Genomic DNA, 17,553 nt, shown 5'->3' with positions numbered 1-17,553 from the left:
TCCGGACCTGCCGGGTGAATCCCCAATAAAAGTCAAAACTATCTAACACGGGTGAATAATACTCGCGGCAACAGAACGCCTCACGGCACAGCGCTTGTCTCGTTGGAGTCATTTTATGAAGTTGCCCTTTAAGCCACATCTGCTTGTCCTTCTGTGCAGTGCCGGGCTGTTTGCCGCCTCTGGCGTGATGTTCGTTAAAAGTCGCGCAACGGAGCCAGCAGCTCCAGCCCCCGTCGCACAGCAACCGTCCGCACCGGCTCCAGCTCCCGTAGCGGCCCCTGCCCCGGCCGATCAACCAGCGCCCACCGCAGCCCCTACGTACACATCGGCACAAATCGATCAGTGGGTTGCGCCTATCGCGCTCTATCCGGATTCACTGCTGTCGCAAATTTTGATGGCCTCAACCTACCCGGCCAACGTCATCCAGGCCGCGCAGTGGTCAAAAGACAATCCCAAAATGCAGGGTGATGCCGCCATTCAGGCCGTTGCCAGCCAACCCTGGGATCCCAGCGTGAAATCGCTGGTGGCGTTTCCGCAGCTGATGTCGCTGATGGGTGAAAATCCGCCGTGGGTACAGAGCCTGGGCGATGCATTCCTTGCGCAGCCGAAAGAGGTTATGGATTCCGTTCAACGCCTGCGTGCGCTGGCGCAACAGACCGGAGCATTGCAATCAACACCGCAGCAGACTGTTACCACCGTGGCCAAAGCAGCTCCGGCTAAAACCGTTACCAGCGAGTCAACGACCACAACAGCCACGACCGCTGCTTCAGCAAGCCCAACGGTAATCAAAATTGAATCCGCCGACCCGCAGGTAGTTTACGTTCCCACCTATAACCCAAATACGGTTTACGGTACCTGGCCGAACACCGCCTATCCGCCAACCTATCTACCGCCAACGCCCGGCGAGCAGTTTGGCAACAGCTTCGTTAACGGTTTAGGCTTCAGCCTCGGCGTCGCCACAACTTATGCCATCTTCAGCAATATTGACTGGGATGACGACGATGACTGGGATCACCATCATAACGATGACTGGGATAACCATGGCGGCTATAACCGCAACGGTGATAACAACATCAATATCAACGTTGATAACTTCAATAAAATCAGTGGACAGCGTCTGACGGATGCCAACCGTACCTGGCAGCACAACCCGGCCTATCGCGAAGGGGTGCCGTACCCTAATAGCCAGCTCAATAACCGCTTCCACTCCACTAACACGGCTACGGGCCTAAGCTCAACCCAGCAAAGACCGATCAACCGTGATAGCCAGCGTCAGGCAGCGTTGAGCCAGATGGAAAAATCAACGGGGAAAACCTTCCCCCAGACGGCGCGTACGGGAACGAAAGACGCCCAGCGTCAGGCATCCAGCCAACAACTAAAGCAAATTTCCCAGCGTAATAACTACCGTGGTTACGATAGCAAACCGCAAACGGCAAAACGGGCAAACACTCAGCAACATGAACATCGCCAGGCCGCCACTCAGCGACAAGAGAAACGGGTCACGCAACCAGCGCAGCAACGCAACGTGCAGCAGCGCAATCTTCAACAACGGACCAGCCAACCGCGGGCCAATGCGCTGAGCGGCAACGACAGTCGCTCCGCCAGTTGGCAGGCGCAGCAGCAGCGAGGGGCTCAAAGCAGGCAGGTCGCCCGCAACCAGCCATCTCGTCAGCTATCCGGCGACCGTGCTGAACACCGTGAATTCCGTCATCGTTAAGGGAACCGACATGAAAAATAAACTACTCAGTGGAATGGTGTTATTCATGGTTTCGACCACCGCGATGGCACAGCAATCCTTCAGCACACCAGACCAGGCGACCGATGCCCTGGCAACCGCGATAAGCGAGCAGAATGAAAGCGCGATGAACAACCTGCTCGGGGAAAACTGGCGCGAGTTTCTGCCACCGGAAGGCGTCGATCCTGATGCGGTTGATCGCTTCCTGCGCGACTGGAAGGTCCGCCATAATACCGTCATCGACGGCAATACCGCACACCTGGTGGTCGGGGACAGCGACTGGCAACTGCCGATCCCGGTTGTTAAAACCGCTTCCGGCTGGCAATTTGATATCAAGGAAGCGGCTGAAGAGATCCTGACCCGAGAGATTGGGCGCAACGAACTTGCCGCTATTGAAGCATTACACGCCTATGTAGATGCTCAGCAAAGCTACTTTGCGATGAACCAAAAATACGCGCAAAAGATTGTCAGTTCTGAAGGGAAAAAAGATGGTCTGTACTGGCCTGTTTCGCCCGGCGAAGCGCCAAGCCCGCTTGGCCCGGCCTTTAGTCCGCAGGAGCCTGGCACGGGCTATCACGGCTATCGTTTCCGTATCCTTCCCGATAAAACCAGCGGCTTTGCGATGGTTGCCTGGCCCGTCAGCTACGATCACACTGGTGTTATGAGTTTTATGATTAACGGTGATGATAAAGTCTATCAGGCCGATCTCGGCGTTGATTCACAGCAGAAAGCCGAGGCGTTAACCGCATATCATCTGGATAAAAACTGGCAGCCCGTAGCGCCCTGAATGCCAGTCAAATAGTGAGTTGACCGGGGAAGCGAAGCCCCTCCGGCCAACTCACGAGAGATTACAGGATGTTAGCGACGGATTTCGCCAGCTGCGCTTCCAGAACCGGTTTCGCTTCTTCGAACTTCAGGTTAACTTTGTTGGCATTAGGCACGACGCGGGTCTGGTATTTTGCGCGATCGCCCTGCGCGCTGCTGGTTTGCAGCTTGATACCGGACGTGCCCTGGCGCAGGGCGGCAACGTTACCAGAACTGGTAGCTTTCAGGCAAAAAAAACGCCTCCGAAGAGGCGTTTTCACAAAAGCGGGAAGATTACTTTTTCTTCGCTTTCGGGTTTGGCAGGTCGGTGATGCTACCTTCGAACACTTCTGCCGCCAGGCCCACAGACTCGTGCAGAGTCGGGTGCGCGTGGATGGTCAGCGCGATGTCTTCAGCATCACAACCCATTTCGATCGCCAGACCGATTTCACCCAGCAGCTCGCCGCCGTTGGTACCGACAATCGCACCACCGATAACACGGTGAGATTCTTTGTCGAAAATCAGTTTAGTCATACCGTCTGCGCAGTCGGAAGCGATAGCACGACCAGAAGCAGCCCACGGGAAGGTGGCGGTTTCGTAGCTGATGCCTTTCTCTTTCGCTTCTTTCTCAGTCAGGCCAACCCATGCAACTTCTGGTTCAGTGTATGCGATGGATGGGATAACTTTCGGATCGAAGTAGTGTTTCTTACCGGCGATAACTTCAGCGGCAACGTGACCTTCGTGAACACCTTTGTGCGCCAGCATCGGCTGACCGACGATATCGCCGATAGCAAAGATGTGCGGCACGTTGGTACGCAGCTGTTTGTCAACGCGGATGAAGCCACGGTCATCAACTTCCACGCCAGCTTTGCCCGCGTCGAGGTTTTTGCCGTTCGGTACACGACCGATAGCCACCAGCACTGCATCGTAACGCTGAGCTTCAGCAGGCGCTTTTTTGCCTTCCATGGAAACGTAGATACCGTCTTCTTTCGCTTCAACGGCAGTTACTTTGGTTTCCAGCATCAGGTTGAATTTCTTGCTGATGCGTTTGGTAAAGACTTTAACCACGTCTTTATCGGCAGCCGGGATAACCTGGTCGAACATTTCAACCACGTCGATTTCTGAACCCAGCGCATGGTACACGGTACCCATTTCCAGACCGATGATACCGCCGCCCATTACCAGCAGGCGCTTAGGAACAGTTTTCAGTTCCAGTGCATCGGTGGAATCCCACACGCGCGGATCTTCATGCGGAATGAATGGCAGTTCGATCGGACGGGAACCCGCCGCGATGATCGCGTTGTCAAAGTTGATCACAGTTTTGCCGTTTTCACCCTCAACTTCCAGAGTGTTTGCCCCGGTAAATTTACCCAGACCGTTAACCACTTTCACTTTACGGCCTTTGGCCATACCCGCCAGACCGCCGGTCAGTTGAGTGATAACTTTTTCTTTCCAGGTACGAATCTTGTCGATATCGGTTTTCGGCTCGCCAAAAACGATACCGTGTTCAGCCAGCGCTTTGGCTTCTTCGATAACTTTTGCTACGTGCAGCAGCGCTTTAGAAGGGATACAGCCGACGTTCAGACAAACACCACCGAGGGTGCTGTAACGTTCTACGATGACGGTCTCCAGACCTAAATCTGCGCAACGGAAGGCAGCAGAGTAACCTGCAGGGCCTGCCCCAAGTACCACGACCTGAGTTTTGATTTCAGTGCTCATCATGACCTCTTAATTTATACCCGTCGTCCACCGGGTCGTTCTATCCGCCCGTATTTTACAAAATTGTTAACAATTTTGAAACAACAAACGGCAACCGATTTGTCTTTCGCACAATAACCTCACTGACTTCATGAGATTACCAGAAAAAAGCCGGCCGTCGGGCCGGCTTTTTCGCTTACATCACCAGGCGGCGAATGTCAGACAGCATGTTGTTGATGATGGTGATAAAGCGCGCACCATCAGCACCGTCGATTACGCGGTGGTCGAAGGAGAGCGAAATCGGCATCATCAGACGCGGCATAAACTCTTTACCGTTCCACACTGGCTCCATAGAGGACTTGGAGACACCGAGGATAGCCACTTCCGGCGCGTTCACAATCGGCGCGAAGTGGGTCGTGCCCAGGCCACCGATGCTGGAGATGGTGAAGCAACCGCCCTGCATTTCGCCAGCGGTCAGCTTGCCATCACGCGCTTTCTTGGAGATGGTGGTCAGTTCACGAGACAGCTCGGTAATGCTCTTCTTGTTCACGTCTTTGAAGACCGGAACAACCAGACCATTCGGCGTATCTACCGCAACACCGATGTTGATGTATTTTTTCAGGGTCAGACGCTGACCGTCTTCAGACAGAGAGCTGTTGAAGCGCGGCATCTGTTCCAGAGCGGCGGCAACGGCTTTCATGATGAAGACCACTGGCGTGAATTTCACGTCCAGTTTACGTTTTTCAGCTTCGGCGTTCTGCTGTTTACGGAACGCTTCCAGATCGGTGATATCGGTCTTGTCGAAGTGAGTAACGTGCGGGATCATCACCCAGTTACGGCTCAGGTTAGCACCAGAGATTTTCTGGATACGGCCCAGTTCCACTTCTTCGATTTCACCAAACTTGCTGAAGTCCACTTTCGGCCAAGGCAGCATGCCCGGAATACCGCCGCCTGCTGCTGCCGGAGCAGCTTCAGCACGCTTGATAGCGTCTTTCACGTAAGCCTGAACGTCTTCACGCAGGATACGACCTTTACGGCCAGAACCTTTCACTTTCGCCAGGTTTACACCGAACTCGCGCGCCAGGCGACGAATCAGCGGCGTTGCATGAACGTAAGCGTCGTTCTCAGCGAACTCAGATTTACCTTCCGCTTTCGCGGCCGGAGCTGCGGCTGGTTTAGCAGCCTGAGCCGGTGCAGCTGCAGAGGCTGGAGCAGCCGCGGCAGCAGGAGCAGCAGCAGGTGCTGCGCCTTCAACTTCGAAGATCATAATCAGAGAACCGGTTTTGACTTTGTCGCCGGTGCTGATTTTGATTTCTTTCACGGTGCCCGCGAACGGTGCCGGAACTTCCATCGACGCTTTATCGCCTTCAACGGTAATCAGTGACTGCTCAGCGGCAATTTTATCGCCCACTTTAACCATCACTTCAGTGACTTCAACTTCGTCACCGCCGATATCCGGAACGTTAACCTCTTTCGAGCCAGAAGCTGCCGGAGCCGCCGCTGCTGCTGGAGCTGCCGCCTGAGCCGGTGCTGCAGCAGGCGCTGCGCCTGCAACTTCGAAGACCATAATCAGAGAACCGGTAGACACTTTGTCGCCCGTGTTGATTTTGATCTCTTTAACGGTGCCCGCGAACGGCGCCGGAACTTCCATCGACGCTTTATCGCCTTCAACGGTGATCAGAGACTGTTCAGCCGCAACGGTGTCGCCCACTTTAACCATAACCTCGGTAACTTCGACTTCGTCACCGCCGATGTCCGGTACGTGTACTTCTTTCGCCGCTGCTGCAGCAGGTGCTGCTGCCGGAGCTGCTTCTTTCTTCTCTTCTGCCGGAGCAGGTGCAGCGGCTGCTGCACCATCGGCGGAATCGAAAATCATGATCAGTTTGCCGGTCTCAGTTTTGTCGCCAACAGAGACTTTGATCTCTTTAACGATACCTGCCTGAGGAGACGGAACTTCCATAGAGGCTTTGTCACCTTCTACGGTGATCAGCGACTGTTCAGCTTCAACTTTGTCGCCCACTTTGACCAGGATCTCGGTGATTTCAACTTCATCAGCCCCGATGTCCGGTACATTGATTTCGATAGCCATTATTCTTTTACCTCTTACGCCAGACGCGGGTTAACTTTATCTGCATCGATGTTGAATTTGATGATTGCGTCAGCAACCACTTTCTTATCGATTTCGCCACGTTTAGCCAGTTCGCCCAGGGCCGCTACAACCACATAAGAAGCATCAACTTCGAAGTGGTGACGCAGGTTTTCACGGCTGTCAGAGCGACCGAAGCCGTCAGTACCCAGTACGCGATAATCATCAGCCGGTACATAAGTACGAACCTGTTCGGCAAACAGTTTCATATAGTCAGTAGATGCCACTGCCGGAGCGTCGTTCATCACCTGAGCGATGTACGGAACGCGCGGAGTTTCCATCGGGTGCAGCATGTTCCAGCGTTCACAATCCTGGCCATCACGCGCCAGTTCAGTGAAGGAGGTTACGCTGTAAACGTCAGAACCTACACCGTAGTCGTTCGCCAGGATCTGTGCTGCTTCACGCACGTGACGCAGGATAGAACCGGAGCCCAGCAGCTGAACTTTACCTTTCTTACCTTCGAGGGTTTCGAGTTTGTAGATACCTTTACGGATACCTTCCTCGGCACCTGCTGGCATTGCCGGCATGTGGTAGTTTTCATTCAGCGTGGTGATGTAGTAGTAAACGTTCTCTTGTTTCTCACCGTACATACGCTCCAGACCATCGTGCATGATGACCGCAACTTCGTACGCGTAAGACGGATCGTAAGAGATACAGTTCGGGATAGTCAGAGACTGAATATGGCTGTGACCATCTTCGTGCTGCAGACCTTCGCCGTTCAGCGTCGTACGACCAGAAGTTCCCCCTACCAGGAAGCCGCGAGCCTGTTGGTCGCCTGCCTGCCAGCACAGGTCACCGATACGCTGGAACCCGAACATGGAGTAGTAGATGTAGAACGGAATCATCGGCAGATCGTTGGTGCTGTAGGAGGTCGCAGCAGCCAGCCAGGATGCGCCAGCACCCAGTTCGTTGATGCCTTCCTGCAGGATCTGACCTTTCTCGTCTTCTTTATAGTAAGCAACCTGCTCACGGTCCTGCGGGGTGTACTGCTGGCCGTTCGGGCTGTAGATACCGATCTGACGGAACAGACCTTCCATACCGAAAGTACGCGCTTCGTCAGCGATGATCGGAACCAGACGATCTTTGATCGACTTGTTCTTCAGCATCACGTTCAGGGCACGAACGAAAGCGATAGTGGTGGAGATTTCTTTGTTCTGCTCTTCCAGCAGCGCACCGAAGTCTTCCAGAGCAGGCAGTTCCAGCTTCTCGGTGAAGTTCGGCTGACGAGCAGGCAGATAGCCGTGCAGTTTCTGACGCTGAGCGTGCAGATAAGTGTGCTCTTCAGAACCTTCCGGGAAGGTGATGTAAGACAGGTTTTCAACCTGCTCATCGGTCACAGGAACGTTGAAACGGTCGCGGATATAACGCACGCCGTCCATGTTCATTTTCTTAACCTGGTGAGCGATGTTTTTACCTTCGGCGGTGTCACCCATGCCGTAACCTTTGATGGTATGGGCCAGGATTACAGTTGCTTTGCCTTTGGTTTCCTGCGCTTTCTTCAGTGCAGCGTAGACTTTCTTCGGATCGTGACCACCACGGTTCAGAGCCCAAATCTGCTCGTCAGTCCAGTCAGCAACCAGGGCTGCGGTTTCCGGGTATTTACCGAAGAAGTGCTCACGTACGTATGCGCCATCTTTGGATTTAAAGGTCTGGTAGTCGCCGTCAACGGTTTCGTTCATCAATTGGATCAGTTTACCGCTGGTGTCTTTACGCAGCAGCTCATCCCAACGACCGCCCCACATGACTTTGATAACGTTCCAGCCAGCGCCCGCGAAGATGCCTTCCAGTTCGTTAACAATCTTGCCGTTACCGGTGACCGGACCGTCAAGACGCTGCAGGTTACAGTTGATAACAAAGACTAGGTTGTCCAGTTTCTCACGGGTCGCGATGGTGATTGCACCCTTAGATTCTGGCTCATCCATTTCGCCGTCGCCCAGGAAGGCGTAAACGGTTTGTTTAGAGGTATCTTTCAGGCCACGGTGTTCCAGATATTTCAGGAATTTAGCCTGGTAGATTGCACCGATTGGGCCCAGACCCATAGATACGGTCGGGAACTGCCAGAATTCCGGCATCAGTTTCGGGTGCGGGTAGGAAGACAGGCCTTTGCCATGTACTTCCTGACGGAAGTTGTTCATCTGCTCTTCAGTCAGACGACCTTCCAAGAATGCGCGAGCGTAGATGCCCGGAGAGATGTGGCCCTGGAAGTAAACCAGATCGCCGCCATCCTGTTCGTTGCGTGCACGGAAGAAGTGGTTGAAGCAAACATCATATACCGTTGCGGAGGACTGGAAGGATGCCATGTGGCCACCCAGCTCGAGGTCCTTTTTAGACGCGCGCAGTACGGTCATGATGGCGTTCCAGCGGATAGCAGAACGAATACGACGCTCCAGCTCCAGATTGCCCGGGTATTCCGGTTCATCTTCAACGGCAATAGTGTTTACATAATTGCTGGCCCCAGCACCTGCCGCTACTTTCACGCCGCCTTTGCGAGCTTCTGAAAGCAGTTGGTCGATCAGATACTGAGCACGCTCAACACCTTCTTCACGGATGACCGATTCGATCGCCTGTAGCCAGTCGCGAGTTTCGATCGGATCCACGTCATTTGGGAAACGTTCTGACATGGGGGTATTCCTTATCTATCTAATACGTTGAGTTATCTGGAACCTGTCCCATTACGTTCTCGCCAGAGAGCGTAATAAGACAGGTTCTGCGTTTAGTTGCCGCGCCTTTCGATAGCGCTTGATTTACAACATCTTCTGGTTAACGTTCTGCCAGAAAAATCACTAATTCTTTCGTTGCTCCAGACGGCGTAAGGCGCGTTCACGACGGCTTTCCTCACGGCTCCTGTCCAGCAGAATCTCTTCGATAAACGCCAGGTGACGGTGAGACGCTTCACGCGCTTCTTCAGGCTTCCCGGCGATAATTGCTTCAAAGATGCGGGTACGGTGACTGCTCACCAGCGGCAGCATCTCGCGACGCGCATACAGCAATTCGAAGTTTTGCCGAACGTTCTGGGCCAGCATCGGCTCCATACACCTTAGCAAATGGAGCAGCACCACATTATGTGCCGCTTCGGTGACAGCAATTTGATACTGGAGTACCGCGTCAGATTCGCCGTCAAGATCGCCGGACTGTTGAGCAAGCTCGATCGCATGGTGGAGTTCACGGATACGCGTTTTGTCTTCATCCGTGCTGCGCAGTGCAGCGTAATAGGCTGCAATACCTTCCAGCGCATGGCGCGTCTCAAGCAGGTCAAACTGGGATTCAGGATGGTCGGAGAGCAGCTCTACCAGTGGGTCGCTAAAGCTCTGCCACAGGCTGCTCTGAACAAAAGTGCCACCGCCCTGACGACGAAGCAGTAACCCCTTCGCTTCAAGGCGTTGGATCGCCTCGCGTAAGGAGGGGCGGGAGACGTCGAACTGTTTTGCCAGCTCGCGTTCCGGTGGGAGTTTTTCTCCGGGGCGAAGTGTCCCCTCAAGAATTAAAAACTCCAGCTGCTGCTCAATCACATCGGAGAGTTTTGGTTGGCGGATTTTGCTGTAGGCCATGATTTCCTGTCTTAAGCCATTTGCCCGGAGTCAATTGGTCTTACCAATTTCATGTTCTTGACGCTAAAGTAACAAAGTATTCACCTTCTGTCCATACAGGTTTTGATTGAAATCAGTAAAGGGGGCATATTTTAACAACATTACAGAAATAACGTTTCAAACATGTAACTATGCACAAATGTTAAATTTACCCACCACGGGGTAGTTTTAACGGAATTGAAACGAAAAAATATCTCATCTGAACCGATTCACCTGATTATTTATCGACACATTAGCCACAATTAGTGAATAAAAATTCAAAATGGAAATTTTGTGGTAGATAAACTCGCACTTACAAATGGTTTCTTTTTATTCAACTCGTCATCTTGCCCGCATAAAGCAGGTGCATTCGCGCTCGCATATCATTATTCTGATCAAGACAAAAGCATTGAGGCAACATTTTATATAAAGCATCTGTAAACAAATAAATACAACAAACGGAATTGCAAACTTACACACGCATTGCTGCGTAGTTCAAAAAATAAGTACTCGAAATATGAAGAGTAAAACCACACACGAGGTTTAATGATGGAAAGTCAACAGCATGGCGATCAGCTCAAGCGCGGTCTTAAGAACCGCCATATACAGCTAATCGCGCTGGGTGGCGCGATTGGTACCGGGTTATTCCTCGGTAGCGCATCCGTTATCCAGTCTGCAGGACCGGGTATTATTCTGGGTTACGCAATTGCCGGCTTTATCGCCTTTTTGATTATGCGTCAATTAGGTGAAATGGTGGTTGAAGAGCCGGTTGCAGGCTCCTTTAGCCACTTTGCTTATAAATATTGGGGCGGTTTTGCGGGCTTCTCTTCTGGCTGGAACTATTGGGTACTGTACGTCCTGGTTGCCATGGCTGAACTGACTGCCGTAGGTAAATACATCCAGTTCTGGTATCCGGATATCCCCACCTGGGTTTCTGCTGCAGCCTTCTTCGTGCTGATCAACGCCATCAACCTGACCAACGTGAAAGTGTTTGGGGAAATGGAGTTCTGGTTCGCCATTATTAAAGTCATTGCCGTGGTTGCGATGATTCTGTTCGGCGGCTGGTTGCTGTTTAGCGGCAACGGCGGCCCGCAGGCCAGCGTCAGTAACCTGTGGAGCCAGGGTGGCTTCCTGCCGCACGGCTTCACCGGTCTGGTGATGATGATGGCTATTATTATGTTCTCTTTTGGTGGGCTGGAGCTGGTCGGGATCACCGCAGCTGAAGCCGATAACCCGGAGCAAAGCATTCCCAAAGCAACCAACCAGGTTATCTACCGTATCCTGATTTTCTATGTAGGTTCGCTGGCTGTTCTGCTTTCCCTGATGCCGTGGACGCGCGTCACGGCTGATACCAGCCCGTTTGTCCTTATTTTCCACGAGCTGGGCGACACCTTTGTTGCCAATGCACTGAACATCGTAGTGCTGACCGCCGCCCTTTCTGTCTATAACAGCTGCGTATACTGCAATAGCCGTATGCTGTTCGGTCTGGCACAGCAGGGCAACGCGCCAAAAGCGCTGATGAACGTCGACAAACGCGGCGTACCGGTGAACACCATTCTGGTCTCCGCGCTGGTTACGGCTCTGTGTGTACTGATCAACTATCTGGCACCGGAATCCGCCTTTGGCCTGCTGATGGCGCTGGTGGTTTCCGCACTGGTGATCAACTGGGCAATGATTAGCCTGGCGCACATGAAGTTCCGCAAAGCCAAACAGCAGCAAGGCGTTACCACCCGTTTCCCGGCGCTGCTCTATCCGCTTGGTAACTGGGTATGTCTGATTTTCATGGCTGCAGTGCTGGTGATTATGCTGATGACGCCGGGCATGGCGATTTCGGTGTACTTAATCCCGGTATGGATTGCCATTCTTGGCATCGGCTATTTGTGCAAACAGAAAACCGCCAAAGTAGCTAAAGCGCATTAATTCTCCCTCCCCCACCTGCATCAGGTGGGGGTTGTTACCTGCCTCACACTTTCCCACTCACGACTGTTTCGTCCATATCACTGGCGTTATCCTGCAACGCAAAAACACCTCTGCCAGACAATAATTATCTCCATATCTTATTAATGGAGTGCAGTTGATGGAAACCAGTAAGCTCACGGTGAAAGAAAAGATCGGCTATGGAATGGGCGACGCCGGATGCAACATCATCTTTGGCGCCATCATGTTGTTTGTTAACTATTTTTACACCGATATTTTTGGCCTGGCACCGGCCCTGGTCGGCGTGTTACTGCTGTCAGTACGCGTTATAGATGCCGTTACCGACCCTATTATGGGCGCGATGGCCGACCGCACCCGCAGCAAATATGGTCGATTTCGTCCATGGCTTTTGTGGATGGCTTTCCCATACGCATTATTTAGCGTACTCATGTTTACCACCCCTGAGTGGACATATAACAGCAAAGTAATCTATGCGTTCGTCACCTACTTCCTGCTCTCTATCACCTATACGGCGATCAACATCCCTTACTGCTCGCTCGGCAGCGTCATCACTAACGATCCAAAGGAACGTGTCGCCTGCCAGTCATATCGCTTTGTGTTGGTAGGAATTGCAACCCTGCTGCTCTCCCTCACCTTACTGCCAATGGCGGACTGGTTTGGCGGGGAAGACAAAGCTAAAGGCTATCAGATGGCGATGGCAGTGCTGGCCTTCATCGGCATGTGTATGTTCCTGTTTTGCTTTGCAACCGTCCGTGAGCGCGTACGTCCTGCCGTCCCGACTAACGACGATTTAAAAGCCGACCTGAAGGACGTATGGAAGAACGATCAGTGGGTAAAAATCCTGCTGTTAACCCTGTGCAACGTCTGTCCGGGCTTTATTCGCATGGCCGCCACCATGTACTACGTAACCTGGGTTATGCAGCAAAGCACGCAGTTCGCAACGCTGTTTATCAGCCTTGGCGTTGTGGGCATGATGATCGGCAGCATGCTGGCGAAGGTGTTAACCGATCGCTGGTGCAAACTGAAAGTCTTCTTCTGGACCAATATCATCCTGGCGATTTTCTCCGGCGCGTTTTACTTCTTCGATCCTAAAGCCACCATGATGATTATGGTGCTTTACTTCCTGCTCAACATTCTGCATCAGATCCCATCCCCACTGCACTGGTCGCTGATGGCAGATGTCGATGACTACGGCGAGTGGAAAACCGGTAAACGTATCACCGGAATCAGCTTCTCCGGCAACCTGTTCTTCCTGAAACTGGGCCTGGCGATTGCCGGAGCGATGGTTGGTTTCCTGCTCTCCTGGTATGGCTACGACGCAGGGGCGAAAGCGCAAAGCGACTCCGCCATTAACGGTATTATGCTGCTGTTTACCATCATACCGGGTGTAGGCTACCTGATTACCGCAGGCGTAGTTCGTCTGCTGAAAGTTGACCGCGAGTTTATGCAACAAATCCAGACAGATTTAGAAAAGCGCCGCGCCAACTACCGTGAACTGAATGAGTACCACGATATAAAAACGACTGAAAACGTAAGGAAAGCCTAATGAGTCAGTGGCCAAACCCCTTTATTGAACAGCGTGCCGACCCGTTTATTTTACGTGACGGTAGCCACTACTATTTCATTGCTTCAGTACCCGAATACGATCGCCTGGAGATCCGCCGGGCGGACTCGCTGGAAGGGTTACGCACCGCCGTCCCGGTTGTCGTCTGGCGCAAACCAGAAAACGGCCCCATGAGCCAGCTGATCTGGGCACCTGAGATCCATCATCTGGCAGGCAAGTGGTACATCTATTTTGCCGCCGCCCACACACAGGCGCTCGACAAGCTGGGGATGTTCCAGCACCGTATGTTTGCGCTCGAATGTGCAGACGCCGATCCGCTGACCGGTCAATGGACAGAGAAAGGACAGATTAAAACACAGTTTGATACCTTCGCGCTTGATGCCACCACCTTTAACCATCAGGGAAAACAGTGGTATCTGTGGGCGCAGAAATCCCCCGATATCGCCGGAAACTCCAATATCTATCTCGCCGAACTGGAAAATCCATGGACGATTAAAGGCGAGCCGGTAATGCTCAGTCATCCAGAGTATGACTGGGAATGCCGGGGTTTTTGGGTCAACGAAGGCCCGGCCGTCATGGTTCACGGCGACAAGCTGTTTATCAGCTATTCCGCCAGCGCCACCGATGAGAACTACTGTATGGGATTATTGTGGATTGATCTCAATGGCGATCCGCTCAACCCGCAGAACTGGCACAAATCGCCGCGCCCGGTCTTTACCACCAGCTACGAAAACCGCCAATACGGGCCGGGACACAACAGCTTTACGCAAACGCCGGAAGGAGAAGATGTGCTTGTGTACCACGCGAGAAATTACACTGAAATCGAGGGCGATCCGCTATACGATCCAAACCGCCACACTCGTCTGAAGCTGGTGCGCTGGAACGAAAACGGGATGCCAGATTTTGGCATCCCGCCTGCTGATACGCTTTGAAAGATTGGCCCGCAAGCACAAAGCGACCGGGCCAATTTTTTTCCTCGACGGATAAGCGCAGCGCCATCCACCAATAATAATGGCTTAAATTAATGTTCCATAAATGGTCAACACGGCAATGACCACCACCACCACAAACGAGGTCTTCTTCGCCATCGAAACCGCGGCTTTTGGCGTTGCGACTTTATCGGTATGTGGTTCACGCGCCAAAGAAAACTGCGCAAGGCGAGTAAGCACCTGATATTGCGAAGTATGCAGATCCGCCAGCGACGCAAACCAGGCAGGCAACGCCTTCTCGCCGTGCCCCAGCAGCGCATAGACGACACCCGCCAGTCGCACCGGGATCCAGTCCAGCACATGCAGGATCGCATCGATACCTGATTGCAAACGCTGGTGAGGCGTCTGATAGCGCGCCAGCCAGGACTGCCAGGCACGTAGAAAGGCATAACCCACCAGCGTCACCGGTCCCCACGGGCCACCGACAATCAGCCAGAATAACGGCGCCAGATAAAAGCGAAAGTTGTTCCATAACAGCGCGTTCTGCAGTTCGCGCAAGAACTCACGCTCATCGCACTCAGGCGGAATCCCATGAATCAGGGTCAGCTCGCTGGCCATCGCTTCACGGGCGTGAGCGTCATCGCGAGCAGCCGCGTTCAGATAGGCATGATAATGAAGACGCGTCTTGCCAGCGCCGATGCACAGCAAACCAATTAAGATCCACACCACCAGCAAAGGCACGTTAAACAACAGGCCTTGAAGTGCGCGCAGCAGCAGGAACGTCACCCCCATCGCAATAAGGGCCATGCCTACCGTACGCATCATCGAAAAATGCTTCACCCGGCGGAAAAAAGCTTCAACCCGGTGATCAAGCTGCCAGTGCTCACCCAGCTTAAACAGGCGTTCAACAATCAACACCAGTAATGTTGTAAACAGCGTCATGTCATCTCCTTGTGCGACGAGGGGGTGACCAGGGCGCGAAACCTTGCCCAGTCAAAAGAGGGCCCGGGATCGGTCTTACGCTCGGGCGCAATATTGCAATGTCCTGTCATGTTGTTGGCAATGGCCGGATAACGCGTAATCAGGGCATTCGTCACGGCTGCCAGTTGCTGATACTGCGCATCGGTATAGGCCAGCGTATCCGTCCCTTCCAGCTCAATACCAATTGAGAAATCATTACAGCGTTCGCGGCCTTGATAGTTCGACACGCCAGCATGCCAGGCGCGTTTATCAAAGGGGACATACTGCACGATTTCACCGTCACGGCGAATTAAACAATGTGCCGAAACGCGCAAATGGGCGATCCCGGCAAAATAAGGATGGGCATTGGGATCAATCGTGCCCGTAAACAGCGCATCGATCCACGGGCCGCCAAACTCGCCGGGCGGCAGGCTGATATTATGCACCACCAGCAGAGAAGGGTTTTCGTCATCCGGGCGGCAATCGTAATGAGGAGAGGGAACGCGTCGCGCCTCTGCCAGCCAGCCCTCGTCTAACAACATGCAGAATCTCCTTATTGGTGGTGCTCATATCAGGTTCAGGGTAGCATGTTTCCACCTTATGATTCGTTAGCAATTTGGAGTTTTATCATGCCGCCTCGCCGCTATAACCCTGACTACCGACGTGACGCGCTGTTGGAACGCATAAATCTGGATATCCCTGCCGCTGTAGCTCAGGCGCTGCGTGAAGATTTAGGCGGAGAAGTTGATGCCAATAACGATATCACCGCACAGCTTTTACCCGCGGAGATGCGCTCCCACGCCACCGTGATCACCCGCGAAGATGGCGTTTTTTGTGGAAAACGTTGGGTGGAAGAGGTCTTTATTCAACTGGCTGGCGATGATGTCAACATCACCTGGCATGTCGAAGATGGCGACAGCATTAAGGCCAATCAGCCGCTATTTGAACTGGACGGCCCTTCCCGCGTGCTGCTAACCGGCGAACGTACCGCGCTTAATTTTGTACAGACGCTTTCGGGTGTGGCGAGCGAGGTGCGTAAATATGTCGACCTGCTGGCGGGAACAAAAACCCAACTGCTGGATACACGTAAAACTCTGCCGGGGCTGCGTACTGCGCTGAAATACGCCGTATTATGCGGCGGCGGCGCGAATCATCGTCTGGGCCTTTCTGACGCTTTCCTGATTAAAGAAAACCACATTATTGCTTCTGGTTCGGTACGTCAGGCCGTTGAAAAAGCCTTCTGGCTGCACCCGGATGTGCCGGTTGAAGTCGAAGTAGAAAGCCTGGATGAACTGGACGACGCGCTGAAAGCAGGGGCCGACATCATCATGCTCGATAACTTCGAAACTGACCAAATGCGGGAAGCGGTAAAACGCACCAACGGCCAGGCGCGTCTGGAAGTGTCGGGTAACGTCACTCATGAAACTCTGCGCGAATTTGCCGAAACTGGCGTGGATTTCATATCTGTTGGCGCGCTGACCAAGCATGTTCGCGCGCTCGATCTCTCTATGCGTTTTCGCTAATTACTGATGGTTTAGCCCGATAGTACTTTCACTTATCGGGCCCATCACGTCGGTTTTTTCTATCGGCCGGATAAAGCGTTTACGCCGCCATACGGCTGTTTCTTCGAGCCTCTTCGCAAATACGTTGTCTGACTCTGTAATTTCATAAAAATCCTCGGAATCCGCCTTCCCGTTCTGTTTTTTGCCTCTCGCCGTGACCCCGAGCGTTTGCCAAAGTAGCGCCAGCTAACTCAAGGAGCGAACGATGGACAAGCAACGAGGCTTCACACTTATCGAACTCATGGTGGTCATTGGCATTATTGCCATCCTTAGCGCCATCGGTATTCCGGCTTATCAAAACTATCTGCGCAAAGCCGCGTTAACAGACATGCTGCAAACCTTTGTTCCCTATCGCACGGCGGTTGAGCTCTGTGCGCTGGAGCATGGCGGAACAACAACCTGTGATGCCGGAACGAATGGCATCCCTTCTCCAGCCACCACCCGTTATGTCTCCGCCATGAGCGTTGAAAAAGGAGTGGTCAGCCTCAGCGGACAAGAAAGCCTGAACGGGTTAAGCATCACCATGACGCCGGGTTGGGACAATGCCAACGGTATTACCGGCTGGAGCCGTAACTGCGTTATCCAGAATGACAGCGCATTGCAACAGGCCTGTGAAGACGTTTTCCGTTTCGATATCAATTAAGGAAAAGA

The 17,553-nt window shown here is 53.0% G+C and carries 13 protein-coding genes and 1 pseudogene; 7 read left to right on the top strand and 7 right to left on the bottom strand.

Annotated elements, in window-relative coordinates; all coding sequences use genetic code 11:
• The first annotated feature begins 115 nt into the window (after positions 1–115).
• Both WC7_RS21595 and WC7_RS21600 read left to right on the top strand, forming a co-directional pair.
• Positions 116–1,717, top strand: a complete 1,602-nt coding sequence (locus tag WC7_RS21595) for a DUF3300 domain-containing protein (RefSeq protein WP_016151721.1) — start codon at positions 116–118, stop codon at positions 1,715–1,717.
• A gap of 10 nt (positions 1,718–1,727) precedes the next feature.
• Positions 1,728–2,522: a DUF2950 family protein gene (locus WC7_RS21600; RefSeq protein WP_016151720.1), complete on the top strand. Its 795-nt coding sequence runs from the start codon at positions 1,728–1,730 to the stop codon at positions 2,520–2,522.
• Between the two features lie 61 nt (positions 2,523–2,583).
• On the opposite strand, the pseudogene traT reads toward WC7_RS21600, so the two are convergent.
• The 5 genes and pseudogenes from traT to pdhR form a co-directional block, all read right to left on the bottom strand.
• Positions 2,584–2,775 (bottom strand): annotated as a pseudogene (gene traT, locus WC7_RS21605) (complement resistance protein TraT); the annotation flags it as partial.
• A gap of 58 nt (positions 2,776–2,833) precedes the next feature.
• On the bottom strand, positions 2,834–4,258 hold the full coding sequence (gene lpdA, locus WC7_RS21610) for a dihydrolipoyl dehydrogenase (RefSeq protein ID WP_003018686.1): 1,425 nt from the start codon (positions 4,256–4,258) through the stop codon (positions 2,834–2,836).
• Positions 4,259–4,433: 175 nt separating this feature from the next.
• Positions 4,434–6,326 carry a pyruvate dehydrogenase complex dihydrolipoyllysine-residue acetyltransferase gene (aceF, locus tag WC7_RS21615; protein WP_016151718.1) on the bottom strand — a complete coding sequence of 631 codons (1,893 nt, stop codon included), beginning with the start codon at positions 6,324–6,326 and terminating at the stop codon, positions 4,434–4,436.
• Positions 6,327–6,340: 14 nt separating this feature from the next.
• On the bottom strand, positions 6,341–9,004 hold the full coding sequence (gene aceE / locus WC7_RS21620; protein ID WP_016151717.1) for a pyruvate dehydrogenase (acetyl-transferring), homodimeric type: 2,664 nt from the start codon (positions 9,002–9,004) through the stop codon (positions 6,341–6,343).
• Positions 9,005–9,166: 162 nt separating this feature from the next.
• On the bottom strand, positions 9,167–9,931 hold the full coding sequence (gene pdhR / locus WC7_RS21625) for a pyruvate dehydrogenase complex transcriptional repressor PdhR (RefSeq protein WP_003018699.1): 765 nt from the start codon (positions 9,929–9,931) through the stop codon (positions 9,167–9,169).
• A gap of 564 nt (positions 9,932–10,495) precedes the next feature.
• Between pdhR and aroP the strand changes: the two genes are divergently transcribed.
• The 3 genes from aroP (at position 10,496) to WC7_RS21640 (ending at position 14,383) form a co-directional block, all read left to right on the top strand.
• Complete coding sequence (gene aroP / locus WC7_RS21630) at positions 10,496–11,869, top strand: aromatic amino acid transporter AroP (RefSeq protein WP_085951098.1); 1,374 nt, start codon at positions 10,496–10,498, stop codon at positions 11,867–11,869.
• Positions 11,870–12,026: 157 nt separating this feature from the next.
• Positions 12,027–13,433 (top strand): glycoside-pentoside-hexuronide (GPH):cation symporter, encoded by a 1,407-nt coding sequence (locus WC7_RS21635; RefSeq protein WP_016151715.1) that lies wholly within the window; start codon positions 12,027–12,029, stop codon positions 13,431–13,433.
• Positions 13,433–14,383 carry a glycoside hydrolase family 43 protein gene (locus WC7_RS21640; RefSeq protein WP_016151714.1) on the top strand — a complete coding sequence of 317 codons (951 nt, stop codon included), beginning with the start codon at positions 13,433–13,435 and terminating at the stop codon, positions 14,381–14,383. The genes WC7_RS21635 and WC7_RS21640 overlap by 1 nt, the downstream gene beginning before the upstream one ends.
• An 84-nt stretch (positions 14,384–14,467) precedes the next feature.
• Here the strand turns inward: WC7_RS21640 and ampE are convergent, their stop codons facing one another.
• Positions 14,468–15,322 carry a beta-lactamase regulator AmpE gene (gene ampE / locus WC7_RS21645; RefSeq protein WP_016151713.1) on the bottom strand — a complete coding sequence of 285 codons (855 nt, stop codon included), beginning with the start codon at positions 15,320–15,322 and terminating at the stop codon, positions 14,468–14,470.
• Positions 15,319–15,882 carry a 1,6-anhydro-N-acetylmuramyl-L-alanine amidase AmpD gene (ampD, locus tag WC7_RS21650; RefSeq protein WP_016151712.1) on the bottom strand — a complete coding sequence of 188 codons (564 nt, stop codon included), beginning with the start codon at positions 15,880–15,882 and terminating at the stop codon, positions 15,319–15,321. Before ampD ends, ampE begins: the two co-directional genes overlap by 4 nt.
• An 87-nt stretch (positions 15,883–15,969) precedes the next feature.
• Between ampD and nadC the strand changes: the two genes are divergently transcribed.
• Positions 15,970–16,863, top strand: a complete 894-nt coding sequence (nadC, locus tag WC7_RS21655; protein ID WP_016151711.1) for a carboxylating nicotinate-nucleotide diphosphorylase — start codon at positions 15,970–15,972, stop codon at positions 16,861–16,863.
• 244 nt (positions 16,864–17,107) lie between these two features.
• Entirely contained in the window at positions 17,108–17,545 is a 438-nt protein-coding gene (gene ppdD, locus WC7_RS21660; RefSeq protein ID WP_016151710.1) for a prepilin peptidase-dependent pilin, read from the top strand.
• Positions 17,546–17,553: the final 8 nt, after the last annotated feature.

It is taken from the genome of Citrobacter sp. KTE151 (assembly GCF_000398845.1).
Taxonomy (GTDB): domain Bacteria; phylum Pseudomonadota; class Gammaproteobacteria; order Enterobacterales; family Enterobacteriaceae; genus Citrobacter; species Citrobacter braakii.
The sequence above is the reverse complement of the archived record's forward strand: the minus strand, read 5'-3'. Positions and strand labels throughout refer to the sequence as shown.

Coding starts and splice junctions, on each gene's coding strand:
- WC7_RS21595 (WP_016151721.1), top strand. CDS start 116: ATGAAGTTGCCCTTTAAGCCACATCTGCTTGTCCTTCTGTGCAGTGCC.
- WC7_RS21600 (WP_016151720.1), top strand. CDS start 1,728: ATGAAAAATAAACTACTCAGTGGAATGGTGTTATTCATGGTTTCGACC.
- lpdA (WP_003018686.1), bottom strand. CDS start 4,258: ATGAGCACTGAAATCAAAACTCAGGTCGTGGTACTTGGGGCAGGCCCT.
- aceF (WP_016151718.1), bottom strand. CDS start 6,326: ATGGCTATCGAAATCAATGTACCGGACATCGGGGCTGATGAAGTTGAA.
- aceE (WP_016151717.1), bottom strand. CDS start 9,004: ATGTCAGAACGTTTCCCAAATGACGTGGATCCGATCGAAACTCGCGAC.
- pdhR (WP_003018699.1), bottom strand. CDS start 9,931: ATGGCCTACAGCAAAATCCGCCAACCAAAACTCTCCGATGTGATTGAG.
- aroP (WP_085951098.1), top strand. CDS start 10,496: ATGATGGAAAGTCAACAGCATGGCGATCAGCTCAAGCGCGGTCTTAAG.
- WC7_RS21635 (WP_016151715.1), top strand. CDS start 12,027: ATGGAAACCAGTAAGCTCACGGTGAAAGAAAAGATCGGCTATGGAATG.
- WC7_RS21640 (WP_016151714.1), top strand. CDS start 13,433: ATGAGTCAGTGGCCAAACCCCTTTATTGAACAGCGTGCCGACCCGTTT.
- ampE (WP_016151713.1), bottom strand. CDS start 15,322: ATGACGCTGTTTACAACATTACTGGTGTTGATTGTTGAACGCCTGTTT.
- ampD (WP_016151712.1), bottom strand. CDS start 15,882: ATGTTGTTAGACGAGGGCTGGCTGGCAGAGGCGCGACGCGTTCCCTCT.
- nadC (WP_016151711.1), top strand. CDS start 15,970: ATGCCGCCTCGCCGCTATAACCCTGACTACCGACGTGACGCGCTGTTG.
- ppdD (WP_016151710.1), top strand. CDS start 17,108: ATGGACAAGCAACGAGGCTTCACACTTATCGAACTCATGGTGGTCATT.